The sequence below is a fragment of the Quisquiliibacterium transsilvanicum genome, assembly GCF_014202215.1.
In the GTDB taxonomy this organism is placed as follows: Bacteria; Pseudomonadota; Gammaproteobacteria; order Burkholderiales; family Burkholderiaceae_E; genus Quisquiliibacterium; species Quisquiliibacterium transsilvanicum.
In genome coordinates this window covers 564,809-580,071 of record NZ_JACHGB010000002.1, presented here as the reverse complement: position 1 = coordinate 580,071, position 15,263 = coordinate 564,809, and the positions used below count along the sequence as shown (strand labels likewise).

15 protein-coding genes are annotated in these 15,263 nt (G+C 70.8%); 5 read left to right on the top strand and 10 right to left on the bottom strand.

The window, feature by feature from the left end; all coding sequences use genetic code 11:
* Positions 1–13: 13 nt before the first annotated feature.
* Positions 14–1,213 (top strand): formate-dependent phosphoribosylglycinamide formyltransferase, encoded by a 1,200-nt coding sequence (gene purT / locus HNQ70_RS06140; RefSeq protein ID WP_183965532.1) that lies wholly within the window; start codon positions 14–16, stop codon positions 1,211–1,213.
* Between the two features lie 250 nt (positions 1,214–1,463).
* Positions 1,464–2,063 (top strand): Spy/CpxP family protein refolding chaperone, encoded by a 600-nt coding sequence (locus HNQ70_RS06135; protein ID WP_183965291.1) that lies wholly within the window; start codon positions 1,464–1,466, stop codon positions 2,061–2,063.
* 58 nt (positions 2,064–2,121) lie between these two features.
* Here HNQ70_RS06135 and HNQ70_RS06130 read toward each other — a convergent pair whose 3' ends face one another.
* From HNQ70_RS06130 to HNQ70_RS06100, 7 genes are all read right to left on the bottom strand, one after another.
* Positions 2,122–2,475, bottom strand: a complete 354-nt coding sequence (locus tag HNQ70_RS06130; protein WP_183965289.1) for a copper-binding protein — start codon at positions 2,473–2,475, stop codon at positions 2,122–2,124.
* An 18-nt stretch (positions 2,476–2,493) separates the two neighbouring features.
* The gene (locus HNQ70_RS06125; protein WP_183965287.1) at positions 2,494–2,964 is read right to left on the bottom strand and encodes a DUF411 domain-containing protein; all 471 of its coding nucleotides are present in this window, start codon (positions 2,962–2,964) and stop codon (positions 2,494–2,496) included.
* On the bottom strand, positions 2,951–3,442 hold the full coding sequence (locus tag HNQ70_RS06120; protein WP_183965530.1) for a cupredoxin domain-containing protein: 492 nt from the start codon (positions 3,440–3,442) through the stop codon (positions 2,951–2,953). The genes HNQ70_RS06125 and HNQ70_RS06120 overlap by 14 nt, the downstream gene beginning before the upstream one ends.
* 104 nt (positions 3,443–3,546) lie before the next feature.
* Positions 3,547–4,959 carry a multicopper oxidase family protein gene (locus HNQ70_RS06115; RefSeq protein ID WP_183965285.1) on the bottom strand — a complete coding sequence of 471 codons (1,413 nt, stop codon included), beginning with the start codon at positions 4,957–4,959 and terminating at the stop codon, positions 3,547–3,549.
* Between the two features lie 13 nt (positions 4,960–4,972).
* The gene (locus HNQ70_RS06110; protein ID WP_183965283.1) at positions 4,973–6,460 is read right to left on the bottom strand and encodes a TolC family protein; all 1,488 of its coding nucleotides are present in this window, start codon (positions 6,458–6,460) and stop codon (positions 4,973–4,975) included.
* Positions 6,457–6,870, bottom strand: coding sequence for a hypothetical protein (locus HNQ70_RS06105; protein WP_183965281.1), 414 nt, complete (start codon positions 6,868–6,870; stop codon positions 6,457–6,459). The genes HNQ70_RS06110 and HNQ70_RS06105 overlap by 4 nt, the downstream gene beginning before the upstream one ends.
* 128 nt (positions 6,871–6,998) lie before the next feature.
* Positions 6,999–7,376: a hypothetical protein gene (locus HNQ70_RS06100; RefSeq protein ID WP_183965279.1), complete on the bottom strand. Its 378-nt coding sequence runs from the start codon at positions 7,374–7,376 to the stop codon at positions 6,999–7,001.
* A gap of 89 nt (positions 7,377–7,465) precedes the next feature.
* On the opposite strand from HNQ70_RS06100, the gene HNQ70_RS06095 reads away from it, so the two are divergent.
* Positions 7,466–8,347, top strand: a complete 882-nt coding sequence (locus tag HNQ70_RS06095; RefSeq protein WP_183965277.1) for an HpcH/HpaI aldolase/citrate lyase family protein — start codon at positions 7,466–7,468, stop codon at positions 8,345–8,347.
* Between the two features lie 59 nt (positions 8,348–8,406).
* On the opposite strand, the gene HNQ70_RS06090 is transcribed toward HNQ70_RS06095, so the two are convergent.
* Positions 8,407–10,494, bottom strand: coding sequence for a 3-hydroxyacyl-CoA dehydrogenase NAD-binding domain-containing protein (locus HNQ70_RS06090; protein WP_183965275.1), 2,088 nt, complete (start codon positions 10,492–10,494; stop codon positions 8,407–8,409).
* 182 nt (positions 10,495–10,676) lie between these two features.
* Between HNQ70_RS06090 and HNQ70_RS06085 the strand changes: the two genes are divergently transcribed.
* The gene (locus HNQ70_RS06085; RefSeq protein ID WP_183965273.1) at positions 10,677–10,922 is read left to right on the top strand and encodes an ArsR family transcriptional regulator; all 246 of its coding nucleotides are present in this window, start codon (positions 10,677–10,679) and stop codon (positions 10,920–10,922) included.
* A 196-nt stretch (positions 10,923–11,118) separates the two neighbouring features.
* Here the strand turns inward: HNQ70_RS06085 and HNQ70_RS06080 are convergent, their stop codons facing one another.
* Together HNQ70_RS06080 and HNQ70_RS06075 are read right to left on the bottom strand one after the other, a co-directional pair.
* Positions 11,119–12,540: a carotenoid oxygenase family protein gene (locus HNQ70_RS06080; RefSeq protein WP_183965271.1), complete on the bottom strand. Its 1,422-nt coding sequence runs from the start codon at positions 12,538–12,540 to the stop codon at positions 11,119–11,121.
* An 86-nt stretch (positions 12,541–12,626) separates the two neighbouring features.
* The gene (locus HNQ70_RS06075) at positions 12,627–14,048 is read right to left on the bottom strand and encodes an MFS transporter (protein WP_183965269.1); all 1,422 of its coding nucleotides are present in this window, start codon (positions 14,046–14,048) and stop codon (positions 12,627–12,629) included.
* A gap of 406 nt (positions 14,049–14,454) precedes the next feature.
* Between HNQ70_RS06075 and HNQ70_RS06070 the strand changes: the two genes are divergently transcribed.
* A complete protein-coding gene (locus HNQ70_RS06070; RefSeq protein WP_183965267.1) occupies positions 14,455–15,207 on the top strand; it encodes an SDR family NAD(P)-dependent oxidoreductase in 753 nt (250 codons plus the stop codon).
* Positions 15,208–15,263 lie beyond the last annotated feature (56 nt).

Below are 15,263 nucleotides of genomic sequence, written 5' to 3'. Positions count from 1 at the left end.
CGAACCGTTCGGCATTCCTTCCATCGGCACGCCCAACACCCCCCAGGCCACCCGGGTGATGCTGCTGGGCAGCGGCGAACTGGGCAAGGAAGTCTTGATCGCGCTGCAGCGGCTGGGCGTCGAGACCATCGCCGTCGACCGCTACGACGGCGCGCCGGGACAGCAGGTGGCCCACCATGCGCGCACCATCGCGATGAGCGACCCCGCGGCACTGCGCGCGCTGATCGAAACCGAGAAGCCGACGCTGGTGGTCCCGGAGATCGAGGCGATCGCCACGCCGGTGCTGCAGGAGCTCGAAGCCGAGGGCAAGGTGCGGGTGGTTCCCACCGCCCGCGCGGCCCGGCTGACCATGGACCGCGAGGGCATCCGCCGACTGGCCGCGGAGACGCTGGGTCTGCCGACCAGCCCCTACCGCTTCTGCGACTCCCTCGAAGAGCTGCAGGCCGCGATCGACGGCGGAATCGGCTATCCCTGCATCGTCAAACCGGTGATGAGCAGCTCCGGCAAGGGCCAGAGCAAGGTCGACGGCCCGCACGACGTGGCGCGGGCCTGGGACTACGCAATGGCCGGGGGCAGGGTCAGCCACGGCCGGGTCATCGTCGAGGGCTTCATCGACTTCGACTACGAGATCACCCTGCTTACGGTGCGCGCCCTGGACGGCGGCGAGGTGCGCACGCAGTTCTGCGCACCGATCGGCCACATCCAGGTAGGCGGCGACTACGTCGAGAGCTGGCAGCCGCACGCGATGCCTGCCGCCGCGCTGGGCCGCGCACAGGAGATCGCGCGCCGGATCACCGACGACCTCGGCGGCCAGGGCGTGTTCGGCGTCGAGCTCTTCGTGCGCGGCGACGAGGTCTGGTTCAGCGAAGTGAGTCCGCGCCCGCACGACACCGGCCTGGTGACGATGGTCACGCAGTGGCAGAGCGAGTTCGAGCTGCACGCGCGGGCCATCCTGGGCCTGCCGGTCAGCACCGCGCTGCGCAGCCCCGGCGCGAGCGCGGTGGTCTACGGCGGCATCGACGCGCAGGGCATCGTCTTCGACGGCGTGGCCGAAGCCCTCGCCGAACCGGGCACCGAGCTGCGCCTGTTCGGCAAGCCCGAGAGCTTCCCGAAGCGCCGCATGGGCGTGGCGCTGGCCTTCGACCAGGATGTGGAAGCCGCGCGCGCCAAGGCCAAACGCGTCGCGGCAAAGGTGCGCCCGCGGCGGGCGTGAAGCCCACGCGGATCCCTCCTGGACTTCGCGCCCGCGGGGACTAGACTGCAAGCTGGCGGAGCGCCCGGCGCGGTTCCGCCCCGTGCGCTCCGGGCGGGCGCGGCCTGCTTCCCGCCCCTGCGCAAGATTGAACCGTCCTGCCCCGGCGAAGGCTGCCCCGGAGCGAAGGACAACGGACCCTCGGCAGCCTTCGCGGTCGACGTCGTCGGATCCCCGGATCGAGGCTCGATCGCCATCGAGGATGGTCGCCATGAAGATCATGCTGACGCGAACCTGCATCGCTGCGCTTGCGCTCGGCGCGGGCATCGGCTGCGCCCACACCGGCGCGGGCCCGATGGGGCCTGGAATGATGGATGGCTGCGGCCCTGGCCACGGGATGATGGGTGGCCACGGGCCCGGCCAGGGAATGGGCCCCGGGATGATGGGGGGCTCCGGGCCCGGCTCCGGGATGGGCCCCGGGATGATGGGTGGCTCCGGCCCGGGCATGGGCATGGGCCCGGGAATTATGGGCGGCGATGTCGCAGGTTCCGGCGCAGGCCGCGGGCTGGGCGCGCTGGATCTCAACGAAAGCCAGCGCACCGAGATCGCGAAGATCCAGGACGAGAACCGCCGCAGGCATCGGGAGCTGATGGGCCGGATGCGGGACGAGATGTCACGGATGCGCGACGCGTTCTCGGGCGGAACGCGCGACCGCGCGGCGATCGCCGCCGCTCTCGACCGGATGCACGAATTGCGCAAGCAGCGCGTCGAGCAGGCGCTCGACGGGGCGGAGCGGATCGAGAAACTGCTCACCCCCGAGCAGCGCGAGCAACTGCACAAGCGCTCGCCTGCCTGGATGATGTGGGAGTGAGCGCGGCTTCACGCGACGCTGCACCCGAGGGCAGGAGCCCACCTCCGCTGCAGGCCGGTCAGGGAGCGGGCTGGATCTCGGTCACCACGTAAGCCCCGCCCTCTTCCACGACCCGGAAGCGGACCTTGTCGCCGGGCTTGAGCGCCTCGAGCACCGCCGGATCGCGGACCGCGAACACCATGGTCATCGGCGGCATGTCGAGGTTGCGGATCTCGCCATGCCTGAGCGTGAGCTTGCCGGCGGCGCTGTCCACCCGGCGAACCTCGCCCTCGGTCATGTCGGCGGCCTGCGTGGCAGCCGGTGTCGCCGGCGCTGCGTGATGCGCATCGTGGCCCTGCTGCCGCTCCTGAGCCGCCGCGGGCATCGAGATCAGCAGCAGGGATACGGCAATCAGCGGGATCGATCGTTTCATCGTGGAGTTCCTCCTGGTTCAGCGATGTGACGCGAAGACACGGGTGCCACCGCCCTTCGCGACCAGCAGCACGTCGTAGGGATCGCGGCGCCCGCCGTATTCGGGGCCGTCCATTCCCGGCGAGCCGATCGGCATGCCCGGCACCGCGAGCCCGACCGCTTGCGGACGGTCCCGCAGCAGCCTGCGCACGTCCGCGGCCGGAACGTGTCCTTCCAGCGCATAGCCCGCCACCCTGGCGGTGTGGCAGGAGCCGAGCTCCAGCGGAATTCCCAGGCGTTCGCGCATCGCAGCGTTACCGCTCTCGTGAACGGCCACGCGGAAGCCGGCGGCCTCCATGTGCGCGATCCAGTCCTTGCAGCAGCCGCAGCTCGGGCTCTTCCAGACGTCGATCTGGGCGGGGGACTGCTGCGCCCAGGCGGACGGCACCATCAGGGATGCGCCCGCGAGCAGAATGGAGCGCCGCAGGGGGCGCGAGTCAGCGTCGTTCATCTTGTTTCCTTCCTTCTGTGGAACTCGGGGATGCCGGCAGGACGCGGATGGTCCCTGTCATGCCGGCCTGGTAGTGCCCGGCGATGAGGCAGGCGAACTCGAAGTCGCCGGGGCGATTGAAGGTCCACAAGATCTCTCCCGATCTGCCGGGCGCCACGTGAGCCATGTGGGGCTCGTCGTGTTCCATGCCGGGAAAGCGCGCCATCAGCGCGGAGTGCGCGTCGAGTTCGCTGCGGGTGCCAAGCACCAGCTCATGCATGAGCCGCCCGGAGTTGCGCACCCGCAGCCTGACGGTCTCGCCTTCTCGCACCTCGAAGCGATCGGGCACGAAGCGCAGCCGGTCGTTCATGCCGATCAGGATCGTCCTGGTGACGGCCGCGGGCTCGGCCGCGATGCCCCAGGCGGTCTGCTCCGCGGGGGCCCGCGATTTCGTCCCGGAATGCGGCTTCTCGCCGTGCGCCAGGACGGGAGCGGACATGGCGAACAGGCCCGCGGCGAGCAGCGCGCCGCACAAGCCGAGGACGGCCCTTGCTCCGGCCAGCCGGGCGCGGGGGTCCGCCCTGCGCTGCGATCTCGATTCGCTCATCGATGCGCTCCCCCATGCCTGCCCGGCTTGCGCACCGCCACCTCCACGTCGGCTTGCGCCGCCGGGGCCATCGCGCCGCTGCCCGGGGCACCCGAGCGCGACGGCTCGGGCAGGCTGCCGGTGAACTCGTAGGCCACCGTGCCCGGCGGATGCCGGTACCAGCCGGGGTCCGCGTAGTCGCGCGGCTTCTGGTCCTTGCGCACCTTCACCACGGAAAACATCCCGCCCATGCCGATCGCGCCGAACGGTCCCTTGCCGGCCATCATCGGAGCGGTGTTCGCGGGCAGCGGCATCTCCATCTCGGTCATGTCCTTCATCCCGCGTTCGCCCATCACCATGTAGTCGGGCACCAGTGCGGCGATGTCGCGCACCACGCCGCTGTGGTCCACGCCGATCATCGTCGGCACCCCATGCCCCATCGCGTTCATCGTGTGGTGGCTCTTGTGGCAGTGGAAGGCCCAGTCGCCCTCCTCGTCGGCAAGGAACTCGAGCTGGCGCATCTGGCCCACCGCGACGTCCGCGGTCACCTCGTGCTGGCGCGCCGACTTCGGCGTCGGCCCGCCGTCGGTGCCGGTGACCAGGAACTCGTGGCCGTGCAGGTGCATCGGGTGATTGGTCATCGTCAGGTTGCCGACGCGCACGCGGATCTTGTCCATGTGCCGCACCACCAGCGGATCGATGCCGGGGAAGATCCGGCTGTTCCAGCTCCACAGGTTGAAGTCGAGCATCGTCATGATTCGCGGCGTGTAGCTGCCGGGGTCGATGTCGTAGGCGTTGAGAAGGATGCAGAAGTCGCGGTCCACCTCGTCGATCAGCGGGTGCCTGCCCTTCGGATGGGTCACCCACATGCCCATCATCCCCATCGCCATCTGCACCATCTCGTCGGCATGCGGGTGGTACATGAAGGTGCCCGGCCTGCGCGCCTCGAACTCGTAGACGAAGGTCTTGCCCGGCGGGATTCCCGGCTGGGTCAGGCCGGTGACCCCGTCCATCCCGTTGGGCAGGCGCTGGCCGTGCCAGTGGATGCTGGTGAGCTCGCCAAGCCGGTTGGTGACGAAGATGCGGACGCGGTCGCCCTCGACCACCTCGATGGTCGGGCCGGGGCTCTGGCCGTTGTAGCCCCACAGGTGGGCCTTGAAGCCGGGCGCCATCTCGCGCACCACGGGCTCGGCCACCAGGTGGAACTCCTTGACGCCGGCGTTCATGCGCCAGGGCAGCGTCCAGCCGTTGAGCGTGACGACCGGGTTGTAGGGACGGCCGCTCTGCGGCACCAGCGGCGGCATCGTGTCGGGCCGGGTCTGGAGGACCGGCTCGGGCAGCGCGGCCAGCGCGGACCTGCCCACCGAGGCGGCGCCGACCGCGGCGGCGATCGCGCCTGCGCCGCCCAGGAAACTTCTGCGACTGGACATGGCGGATTCCTCGCTAGTGGGGGGCCGCGCCGGAGGCGGCAGCGGCGGGGACGGCGACCGCCATCGGCGCAGCCAGGCCGGGCCGGCCCACCATCGCCATGTCGAGGTCCGCCTGGGCGATCCAGAAGTCGCGCAGCGCGTCGATCGCCGCGTTGACGCTGGCGATCTGCACGCGGGCATCCGCGAGCAGTTCGAAGACCCCGATCAGCATGCCGTTGTAGCGCAGCAGGTTCTCCTCGGCGATGCGCTGCCTGAGCGGCACGATCTCCTCGCGGTGATGGCGCGCGATGTCCCAGGCGGAGCGGTAGGCGCCGTAGGCCTCGCGCACCTCGGAGCGGGCGTCGATCGCGGTCTGCGCGGCGCGGTTGAACTCGCGCATGTAGACGCCTTCGGCGCGCGCCACCCGGGCCGTGCTCCAGTCGAAAATGGGCAGCTCGAAGCCGACCTCCCAGCCGCGCCGGGTCGGCGCCTCGTTGGAGCGCTCCTGCGCGTAGCCCAGCTCGAGGACGTTGACGAAGCGCGTCGCCCTTGTCAGCCCCAGGTTGCGGGCGGACTGCTCGACGGCCAGGCGGGCGCCGAGCACGTCCAGCCGGGACTCGAGGGCGGTGCGCTCGATGTCCGGCAGCTCCTTCGGGCTAGCGGGCAGGTCGGGCAGGCGCGGCGGCAGGCTGAAGGACGCCTGCGCGCCCCAGAGACCGAGCAGGCGCGTGAGCCGCTCGCGCGCGGCGCGCTGCGCCTGCTGCGCCCGAGCGAAGCCCAGCGCGGCATCGGCGTAGAAGGACTGCTCGCGCGCGCGCTGCAAGGCATTGAAGTTGCCGGCCTGGGCCATCCGGCGCGCCAGCTCGGCGCTGGCCTGCGCAGACTTCATGACCTGTGCCCCGTAGCGCACCGATTCCTCGGCCGCCACGGCGCGCACCCAGGCCCGCCGCGTCTCGGCCGCAAGCGACAGCACCTGCAGCGCGGCGGCGGCCTGCGCCTGCTCGAAGCGCCTCGTCTCCACCTGCCGCACCAGCGGCATCGCGAGCAGCCGGGCGAGGTCGAAATGCAGCCCGCGCTCCAGTTCCACCTCGTCGCCGCGGGTGAAGCGGCCGAAGCTGAAGCCGGGGTTGCGCAGCCGGCCGGCCTGTACCAGCTCGGCCTCCGCGATGCCCAACTCGGCGAACGCGGCCTGCAGCCGCCGGTTGTTCAGCAGCGCCAGCTGCACCGCGTCGTCCATCGACAGCGGGCTGGCCAGCAGCTGCGCCACCCGCCCGGAAATCGCCTCACGGTCCGCGTCGGAGCGCGCCCAGTGAAGGTCCATGCCAAGCCGGTCCCGGGCCGCCTGCTCCACCGGAGCGAAGCCGCCGTCGGCGCTGAAGGACACGCAGCCGCCCAGGATGGCTGCGGCCAGGGCCGCGGCAAGCAGGCGCAGGCCCGGCGCGCGGGAAGGCTGGCTTGTCGGCTTGCGGGTGGGCGCGCGGACATGCGACGGCGGGCGACCCGGGCGGGAGCGCCGCGTCATTGCAAGGCCCCTCGGTGTGCGCCGTGCCCCGGCATCGAATGGGCGGGTTCGGCTGGCGCGGGCTGGACGGGCGTACCTGGCGGGGGCTGGATGGACCCGCCAGGTACGGGCTGGACCGGCGCGCCCGCCCCGCCGGGGGCCGCGGGCGCTGGCCGGCTGGCCTCGCGGGCGTACGCGCGCCAGCCGCCGATGCGGTTCACCGCCTCGTTGGCCTCGCGCCAGGAGCCCACGTCGGCCTCCCCGGCCGATCGATAGCCAGCGAACGCGGACTCATGGGAGACGGGCGGCACCGCGGCCCGCGCATCCAGCGGATCAGGAAGGTCCGCGGCGCGCGCGCGCCCTGCCTGCGCAATCGGCGCTGCCAGGAGCAGGGCCGCCGCCAGGCAGGCGCTCAGGGTTCTGTGGTTCATCGAATCCTCGCATCGACGCATCGGGGGCCCGTCCGGCGACCGGACGGCGCGATGGGCGGGCGGTCGAGCGCCTGCGCTGCGCATCCCGGCACGATCGGCGCGCGGGCGCAGCGGCCGCTCGGCCGCGCTCAGGCGAGGATGGCTCTGGGGGGTCGCTCGAGACCGGGAGGCACGAAGGAGGCGACGCGTTCGGGCGCCGCCGGGATGAGCTCGGCCGCTGCCCCGGACGCCGCAGCGAAGACGACGGCGGACGGCAATGCCGCAGCGGTGCAGCAGGCAGCGCAGGCGCCGCACTGGTGGCCGGCAGCAGGAGATTCCTGGCCTGCGGTGACATGCTCCGCGTCGGCGTGGGCATGCATATGACCCGCGTCGTGGGCGGCCGCAGCCACCTGCCCCGCGCGCTCATGCACCGGGCCGCACGCCTGCATGCCGACCGCAGCGATGCCCTGCAGGGGCAACGCCAGCGCCATCAGCCAGACAAACAGGGAACGCAGCAGCGACCGCATGGCGCGAATCTACCAGATGCGCGCGGGCTCGGCTGGCAGCCGCGTCCGCGCTACCCTTGCAGGCATCGAACGCTCCAGGACGACCAGAAATGAATGCCCCACGTCCCCGCCGCTCCGCGATGTACGTCCCTGCCATCAACCAGCGCGCGATCGAGAAGTCGCGCAGCCTCGAAATGGATGCGGTGATCTTCGACCTCGAGGACGCGGTGGCGCCGGAGATGAAGCCGCAGGCCCGCGCGCAGCTCGTCGAAGCCTTCGCCGCCGGCGGATTCGGGCATCGTGAGACAGTCATCAGGGTCAATGCGGTCGACACCGACGACTTCGAGCAGGACCTGGACGCAGTGGCCCGCTGCCAGCCGCATGCGGTGCTGCTGCCAAAGGTCTCGCGTCCCGAGGACCTGGAAGCGCTGTCGGGCCGCCTGGCTGCGCACGGCCTGCCCGCGTCGGTGCTCGCCTGGGCCATGGTGGAAACCGTCGATGCCCTGGCGGACCTGGACGCGATCGTCACTGCCGGCAGGTCGCGGCGCTCGCGCCTGGACTGCCTGGTGGTGGGCACCAACGACATCGCCAAGGAGACCGGCGTCGACCCCGGTGAGCAACGCCGTTACCTGATCCCCTGGCTGATGAACGTGGTGCTGGTGGCCCGGCGCCACCGGATCTGCGTGCTCGACGGGGTCTGGAACGACTTCTCGGATCGCGACGGCTTCGACGCCGAGGCCCGCCAGTCGGTGAAGATGGCCTTCGACGGCAAGACGCTGATTCATCCGTCGCAGGTGGAGCCTGCCAACAATATCTTCTCGCCCTCCCCGCACGCCGTGGCCAAGGCGCGCAGCATCGCCGCGGCCTTCGAGCGCCCGGAGAACGCCGGCAAGGGCGTGATCAATCTCGACGGAAAGATGGTGGAGCGGCTGCACCTGGAGCAGGCGCAGCGGCTGCTGGAGATCCAGGCGGCGATCGCGGCGCGGGGGTGAGGCGGTGCGGGGGTGAGGCGGCGCGGACCCCGAGAGGCGCCCGCGCCATCCCCATCCAATCACCCGTTCTTCACCTCGCTCAACCGCTTGCCTTCGGCCGCCAGCCGCTCCAGCAGCGGCGAGATCGTGAAGTCGGCGCCCATCCTCGGCCCGTACTCCCTGAGCTTCTCGACCACCGTCTTCAGCCCGACGGTATCCGCGTAGAACATCGGTCCGCCGCGGTAGACCGGGAAGCCGTAGCCGTTGATCCAGACGATGTCGATGTCCGAGGCGCGGATCGCGATCTTTTCTTCGAGGATCTTGGCGCCCTCGTTGATCATCGCGTAGACGCAGCGCTCGAGGATCTCCTGCTCGGTGATGGTGCGCGGCTGGTTGCCGGCCTTGGCCATGAAGTCGCGGACGATCTTCTCGGTGACCGGCGACGGCTTCGCATTGCGCTTCTCGTCGTAGTCGTAGTAGCCGGCGCCGGTCTTCTGGCCGCGGCGGTCCATCTCGCACAGCACCTCGCGCACCGTCGAACTCTTCGAGGTCTCCTTGAACCAGCCGATGTCCAGGCCGGCCAGGTCGGACATCGCGAACGGGCCCATCGGCAGGCCGAAGTCGTAGAGCACCTTGTCGATGTCCCAGGGCATCGCGCCTTCCAGCAGCATCGCCTGCGCCTGGCGGGTGCGGGCGGCCAGGATGCGGTTGCCGATGAAGCCGGGGCAGACCCCGGACAGCGCGGCGATCTTGCCGGTCTTCTTGCCCATCTGCATCGCGGTGGCGATGGCGGCCTTGGAGGTCTTGTCGCCGCGCACCACCTCGAGCAGGCGCATCACGTTTGCCGGCGAGAAATAGTGCATGCCGACCACCGCATCGGGACGCGCCACCGCGGTGGCGATCTCGTTGACGTCGAGCGCCGAGGTGTTGGTGGCCAGCACCGCGCCCTGCTTGACGATGCGGTCGAGCCTGGCGAACACCTCCTTCTTGACGTCCATGTTCTCGAACACCGCCTCGATCACCAGGTCGCAGTCGGCCAGCGACTCGAGCGCCATCGAACCGGTGAGCAGGCCCATCCGCTGCTCCACCTGCTCCATCGTCAGGCGGCCGCGCTTTGCGGTGTTCTCGTAGTTCTTGCGGATCACCGACAGCCCGCGCTCGAGCGCGTCCTGCTTCGCCTCCACCAGGGTGACCGGGATGCCGACGTTGGCGAAGTTCATCGCGATGCCGCCGCCCATGGTGCCCGCGCCGATGATGCCCACCTTCTTCACCGGCACGACCGGGGTGTCGGCGGGGACGTCGGGAATCTTCCAGACCTCGCGCTCGGCGAAGAAGACGTAGCGCTGCGCGGCCGACTGCGTGCCCGAGATCAGCTCGCCGAAGAGCCTGCGCTCGGCCTCGATGCCCTCGTCGAAGGGCAGGTTCACCGCCGCCTCGACGCAGCGGATGTTGTGCTCGGGCGCCAGGAAACCGCGGAACTTGCGGGCATTGGCCTTGCGGAAGCTCTCGAAGAGCTCGGGCTTGCCGCGCGCGGCGATCATCTTCTCGTCCATGTCGCGCACCCGCTTGAGCGGCCGCTTCTCGGCGAGGATCCTGCGGGCGAAGGCCACGGCGCCCTCGCGCAGCTGGCCTTCGGGAACGATCTCGTCGAGCAGGCCCCACTCGAGGCAGGTGGGCGCAGGCACGTGCTCGCCCGAGGTCAGCAGTTCGAGCGCCTTCTCGACGCCGACGATGCGCGGCAGCCGCTGCGTGCCCCCCGCGCCCGGCAGCAGGCCGAGCTTGACCTCGGGCAGGCCGCACTTGGCCGACGGCACCGCCACCCGGTAATGGCAGGCCAGCGCGGTTTCCAGCCCGCCCCCCAGCGCCGTGCCGTGGATCGCAGCGATCACCGGTTTGGGCGAGTTCTCCATCGCGTCCTGGGTTTCAGTGAGACCCGGACCCTGGCGCGGCTTGCCGAGCTCGGTGATGTCGGCCCCTGCGATGAAGGTGCGCCCGGCGCACATCAGCACGACCGCCTTGACCGCCGGATCGTCGATGGCCTTGCGCACGTTGTCGTAGATGCCGGTGCGCACCGCCTGGGAGAGCGCGTTTACCGGCGGCGAATCGATCATGATGACGGCGATTTCGCCATCGAGGCTCATGCTGGCCACGGATTCCGGGGTTGCCATCGATGTGTCTCCTGCCTGTATGTTTGGGGGACCGCCCGCGGCGCGCGACGAAGGAGCGGCGCGGCGATCCGGCATCTTCTCACCGGGCTCGGCCGAGGCGCAGCCCCGCCAGCCTGAAATCGGATCGGGCCTGCCGGGCGCCAGTCTGTTAGACTGGGGTTTCTTCAAGGACTGGGCATACCGTGATCGAAATCCTCAAATGCCTCAAGAAACACGGTGAGCGCCTCGACGCCGAGATCGCCGAGGAAACCGGCATGTCGCTGGCCGTCGTGCGCGAAGGCGCGGCCGGGCTCGCGGCCTCCGGCGCGCTGATCGCCTGCGCTGTCTCCCGTTTCGACGCCGGCAAGCAGACCGACTCCTGGTTGTATCGCGCCTCCGGCTTCATCCCGAGGGCCGCGCCCGGACGCAGGGCCAAGCCCAAGGCCTGAGACCCGGCCGGCATTCGCTGGCGCCATGGCGGGCAAGGAGGAGGCCCGCACGAGGACAGGCGAGTTCACCGGCTAAGAAGTCACATTGCGCGATCAAGCGCAACCTGATCGAAACGCTCACCCAGGCACAGATGGACAACGCGGTCCGCGTGATCGCGTTCACCGGCACCGGCCGCGCGTTCGCCCGTCCCCGCACTCAGTGGAACCTGAACGCCGCGTGGAAGCCGAAGGGCACGATCTGCGGCGTCCGCAGCTCAGCGAGGCACTCCATCGACCGCGCATCGAGCACGCCGATGACCGTGGCGTCGTCCGCATCGGCGAGCGTGGGGACCAGCAGCACCCCGTCATCATCGCCCTCGCCCCCGGGGCGCGGCACGAACAGCGGCTCGAGCTGGATGGCCTGCGGGCGCTGCCAGCTGGACACCCCCCCGCCGTCGAGGTCGATGCGATGGGTCCGGTCGCTGAACTCGCCATGCTCGCCGTTGCCGCCGCCCCAGCACACCTGGGCGCGCCTGCGGCCGACTCGCCACGGGTGGACTTGCTGCAATTCGATCGCGGGACCCGCGATGGCCTCCGGGTCCGCATCCCGATGGTCGGCGCGCAGGCGATAGCGAACGTGCCTCGGCAAGGACTTCAGCGGTGCCCCGGCACGACGCCGGTCCAGTCGCAGGTCGTCGAAGACCGCGGCATCGTCGTAGACGGCCAGCTCGAGCACGAGATCATTGCCGTCGCCCCACGCCTGGGTGCAGTGGAAGGCCATGATCGGCGGGATGCGCCAGGTTCGCACGCCGCCGGTATCGAGCGCCACGGCATGGATCGCGGATCCGTCGCGCGGTTCCCAGCGGAAATTTCCCGCGTAGGACCTCGACCCGAACCGGAAGGCGAGCGGCTGGGCGCGCAGCGCAGTCTCCCAGATCAGTGCGTGCCCGGGCGCCAGCCCGAATCCATGCGTGTAGCCTGAGCGCGGCATGGCGATGCGCCCGAGCACCTCCGGGCGGGCGCTTCCCGGCCGCAGGCGGAACAGCTTCATCTCGCAGCGGCGTCCCAGCGCGGTGGCGAGGTTGAGGTAGCTGCCGTCGGCCAGCGTGAAACCGTGAGCGCTCATCAGGTGCATGACCTCGTCGCCATGGCCGAGGTCCAGCCGCTCCTGCGTTTCGAGCGTATCCGGGTCGAAGTAGGTGAGGAACGGTGTTTCCGTGACCGAGAGCCAGCGATCGCCATGGCGCGACATGACCACGGCCGGGTTGTCGGTGACCTGTGGCGACCGCAGCCGGGTCAGCAGTCCTGCAGGATTCGGGCTGCCGAACTCACCGAAGACGGGCATGCCCGCCGCCGAACTGCGCCGGTACGCGTCGCTGAGCGCGAAACGGCTTCGATACCGGACACCGTCGTCCGCGATGCGCAGGGCGTGCCACATCGCATAGCCGTCGAACCAGTGCTCATGGCGTCCCCCGGGCAGTTCCCACAGGGCCGGACCGTTCAGCAGATGGGTGCCGCGCAGCCAGGACGGCAGCGTGCCGCGGATGTCGACGCGTGCGTCGTCGATCTCCCTGGCCCCGGAAAGGAAGCCCCGGGCGCGACCGGAGGCGGCAATCGGATCGTGGGTCGGAGTGTCCATGCAGACCTCCTCGGCGTTAACGCCACGTTTTCGAGCTTAGACCCGGCCGGCGCGCGGCGCAATCGCTGCGCGACCGGGGCCGGAGCTCAGGCGTGGGCGCGGCCCGCCACCCCGGCCGGAAGGCGCGTGGCCAAGAGCGCGGCGACCAGGGACAGCAGCGCAGCGGCCCCGAACGCCAAGCGGAACCCACGTACCAGCCCGTCTGGCGCACGGTCGCCGCTGGCACTCTGGGCAAGCAGCTCGGACAGTCCCGCGCCCGGCTGATCGGACGCGCCTGCAACGGCGAAGACGATGGAACTCAGCACCGCGATCCCCATCGCCCCGCCCAGCGTGCGGAACAACGCCACCGTGGCGGTGGCCACCCCCACTTCGCGCGGCGCCACTGCGCTCTGGGCCGCCACCAGCGCGGGCGCCATGCTCAGCCCGAGCCCGAAACCCAGCAGGAGCATTCCGCCGAACTGCACCGCTCCGGCGGCGGCGGGATCGACCGCGAAGAAGGACACGCCCGCCGCGGCCAGCAGGCCCGAAGCCACCACCGGCGGCCGGATGCTGGCGGTGGCGTACAGCCAGCGGCCCCCGGTGAAGGCGCCGCAGGGAATGCCCAGCGTGAGCGGCAGCATCCGCAGCGCCACCGCGTCCGGGCCGGCCCCGGACAGGGCCTGCATCGCCATCGGCATCATCACGGTGCAGCCGATCAGCACGAAGAACTGCATTCCCAGGATCGCGCAGCACAGCACCACCGTGGGTTTGCGCAGCAGCGCCGGCGGAATCAGCGGCTCAGCCGCGCGCCGCTCCTGCAGCGCGGTGAGCGCGAGCAGCAGCGCCGCAGCGCCGAACAGCAGCAGCGTCGTCGGCTCCGTGAGCCCATGGCCCCGCCCCATCCGCGTGAGCCCGATCATCATCGACGACAGGCCCGCGGCCAGCAGGATCGCGCCCGGGTAGTCGATCCGGTGGGCGCGCCGCTCCTCGCCGCGCCCGGGGAGCACCCGCCGCGCGGCCAGCAGCGCCGCCAGGCCCAGCGGCAGGTTGAGCCAGAACACCGCGCGCCAGGACAGGTAGTGGGTGAGGTAGCCGCCCAGGATGGGGCCGGCCACCGCGGCGAACGCGAACACGCCCGACAGATAACCCTGGAAGCGCCCGCGTTCGCGCCCCGGCGCGACGTCGGCGACCACGGACTGCACCAGCACCATCAGGCCGCCGCTGCCCAGCCCCTGCAGCACGCGCAGCGCGATCAGCTGCGGCATCGACTGCGCGAACGCGCAGAGCACCGATGCCGTCATCGTCAGCAGGATGGCGATGCTCAGGAGCCGGCGGCGGCCATAGACGTCGGACAGCTTGCCGTAGATCGGTGTGGCGACCGTGGAGGCCACCAGGAAGCCGGACACCACCCAGGGCGCCAGCGCCAGTCCGTCCAGGTCGCGCCCGATCGACACCAGCGCGATCGACACCAGGGTCTGGTCCAGCGCGGCCAGCAGCATCGCCAGCAGCAGCCCGAGGACGACGCGCAAGGCGTTCGAGGGAGGGCCAGACGTCGGCAAGGCCGCGCCCGGCGCCGCGCCGGCGCTGGCCGGTCGGGCGCCCGCTTGCAGCGCTTCGGGATCGGAGCTCATCGCGGGAATGGTGGAATTCGGGGCAGGCGCGGCCGTTGCCCGCTGGAAAGGCGGCGCCGGACCAAGGCAGCAGCCTACCAGCGCAGTGCCCTGCCTTGCGCGCATCGGCGCGGCGCCGATCCGTTTCCTGCCGCCCGCGCATGGACGCGCCGCTCTGCGAGCCGGCCTTGCGCGAAACGAACCGGCTGCCCTGGACGCTCGAGCACGCGCTGCGCGACCATCGACGCGCAGGCCGCGCGGCGCCACGGCGGCGGGCGGCTGTCATCGTTTCAGACATTCCACCGAAGCAGGAGCGGGCACGACAATGAAAGATCTCTTCGACCTCACAGGCAAGGTTGCGCTGGTCACCGGCGGCAGCCGCGGCATGGGCCGCGAAATGGCGCTGGCCTTCGCGCAGCATGGCGCCGACGTCATCGTCGCCTCACGCAAGCTGGACGCCTGCGAAACCGTCGCCGCCGAAGTGCGCGCGCTCGGCCGCCGGGCGCTGCCCATCGCCGCGAACGTCGGCCGCTGGGCGGACTGCGACGCGCTGGTCGACGCCGCCTACAAGGAGTTCGGCAAGGTCGACGTCCTGGTGAACAACGCCGGCATGTCGCTGCTCTACGACAAGCTCTCGAACGTCACCGAGGCGATGTTCGACAAGGTCGTCTCGCTGAACCTCAAGGGCCCCTACCGCCTGAGCGCCCTGATCGGCGAGCGCATGGCCGAGGGCGACGGCGGCAGCATCATCAACATCTCGTCGGTGGCGGGCGCCAATCCGGCTCCCAACGCCGAGCCCTACGGCGCGGCCAAGGCCGGGCTGAACAACCTCACGCGCTCGTTCGCGTTCGCGCTGGGCCCGAAGGTGCGGGTCAACAGCATCATGGCCGGCCCCTTTCTGACCGACATCTCGAAGGCCTGGGACATGGAGGCCTTCAAGGAGCGGGCGCGCACCGCGATCGCACTGCAGCGCGGCGGCGAGGCGCACGAGATCGTCGGCGCAGCGCTGTACCTGGCGAGCGCCGCATCTTCGTTCACCACCGGTTCGGTGCTGCGCGTGGACGGCGGCACGCACTGAGTCCCGCCTAGTCGGGGGCGGGAAAGCCCCGGGCGACGCTGCCCGGGGCGACGGCC